Raw genomic sequence first — 1873 nt, 5'->3', positions numbered from 1 at the left:
TCACCTTCGACTACACCAAGGGCAGCTTCGCCGGGGCCACCAGCTCCGCCAGCCCCTGCGGCGGCGCACCCGCCGGGACAGGCTGCACCAGCACCGACACGCAGGCCTTCAAGCAGTACGGCTTCCTGGCCAATGCCTATCTCGATCTCGGCACCTTCTCCGGCTTCACCCCCTATGTCGGCGCCGGCGCCGGCGTGACGCGGGTCACCTGGGACGGGCTCAGCAGCGTCAGCCGCTGCGTCGGCGTGGGCTGCGGCGCCGCCACCACCACCACAAGCCCGGGCCAGGAGAGCTGGCGCTTCACCTATGCGCTGATGGCCGGCATGTCCTACGACATCACCAAGGATCTCAAGCTCGATCTCGGCTACAAATACTCCAAGATCAAGGACGGCCCGCAGTTCGGCTATGACGCGGCCACCGCCGCGGCCGGCGCCACCGGCGCCCAGGCCAACGACAATGGCTTCGAGAAGCACGAGGTCCGCGTCGGCCTGCGCTACTCGCTGTGGTAGGCTGAGCGCACCAAGATCGCGATCGAGGGGGCGGCATTTCACCGCCCCCTTTTTCATGGTGCAGCGCATTGTCCCGCTTGACTTCGGATCGGCACGGGATTAACCCCGTCAGTGGGCCACCCCTCCCCAACGAGGGGCCACTATCTGGAAGGATAGCCTTATGACGACCGTTGCCAAGCCGGACCTGCGTCCGGCAAATCCCCGTTTTTCTTCTGGTCCCTGCGCCAAGCGTCCCGGTTGGACGCCTGAAGCCCTTGCCGATGCCGCGCTCGGCCGCTCGCACCGGGCCAAGATCGGCAAATCCAAACTCGGCCAGGCCATCGACCTCACTCGCGAGATTCTCGGCGTACCGGCCGACTACCGCATCGGCATCGTGCCGGCGTCCGACACCGGCGCCGTCGAGATGGCGCTGTGGTCGATGCTGGGCGCCCGCGGCGTCGACATGGTCGCCTGGGAAAGCTTTGGCGAGGGCTGGATCACCGATGTGGTCAAGCAGCTCAAGCTCACTGATACCCGCAAGATCACCGCGCCCTATGGCGAGCTGCCCGACCTGGCACAGATCGATTTCGGCCGCGACGTGGTCTTCACCTGGAACGGCACCACCTCCGGCGTGCGCGTCCCCAACGCCGATTTCATCCCCGCCGACCGCGAGGGCCTCACCATCTGCGACGCCACCTCGGCGGCGTTTGCGCAGGATCTCGATTTCGCCAAGCTCGACGTCGTCACCTTCTCCTGGCAGAAGGTGCTGGGCGGCGAGGGCGCGCACGGCATGCTGATCCTCTCGCCGCGCGCCGTCGCGCGGCTCGAAAGCTACGTTCCCGCCTGGCCGCTGCCCAAGATCTTCCGCATGACCAAGGGCGGCAAGCTGATCGAGGGCATCTTCACTGGCGAGACCATCAACACCCCGTCGATGCTCTGCGTCGAGGACTATCTCGACGCGCTCACCTGGGCGAAGTCCGTTGGCGGCCTCAAGGGCCTGATCGCCCGCGCCGACGCCAATGCCAATGTGCTGCACCGTTTCGTCGCCGAAAACGACTGGATCGCCAACCTCGCCAAGGTCGACGAGACCCGGTCCAACACCTCGGTCTGCCTGGTCATCGCCGACCCGGAAGTGACGGCGCTCGCCCCCGACACCCAGGCCGCCTTCGCGAAAGCCATGGTGACCCGGCTCGACAAGGAAGGCGTGGCCTTCGACATCGGCGCCTATCGCGATGCACCGGCGGGCCTTCGCATCTGGTGCGGCGCCACCGTCGAGACCGCCGATCTCGAGGCGCTCCTGCCCTGGCTCTCCTGGGCCTTCGCCCAGGAAAAGTCGGCGCTCCGCCAGGCCGCCTGACGCCACCCCCCGCGGCCGCGCCGGAATC

Annotated in this window: 2 protein-coding genes; both read left to right on the top strand. The window is 67.3% G+C overall.

The features are described from left to right. Positions 1–509: outer membrane beta-barrel protein (locus LL06_RS24570; RefSeq protein WP_035533306.1), on the top strand; the 509-nt coding region annotated here is incomplete at its 5' end. Positions 510–669: 160 nt separating this feature from the next. After that, positions 670–1845 (top strand): phosphoserine transaminase, encoded by a 1176-nt coding sequence (locus tag LL06_RS24565; RefSeq protein WP_035533304.1) that lies wholly within the window; start codon positions 670–672, stop codon positions 1843–1845. Positions 1846–1873: the final 28 nt, after the last annotated feature.

Source organism: Hoeflea sp. BAL378 (genome assembly GCF_000759435.1).
Lineage (GTDB): Bacteria > Pseudomonadota > Alphaproteobacteria > Rhizobiales > Rhizobiaceae > Hoeflea.
Note: the sequence above shows the minus strand (reverse complement) of the source record. Positions and strands in the feature narration are given on the sequence as shown.

Excerpts from the sequence above, each read along its gene's own strand:
- LL06_RS24565 (WP_035533304.1), top strand. The coding sequence starts at position 670 with ATGACGACCGTTGCCAAGCCGGACCTGCGTCCGGCAAATCCCCGTTTT.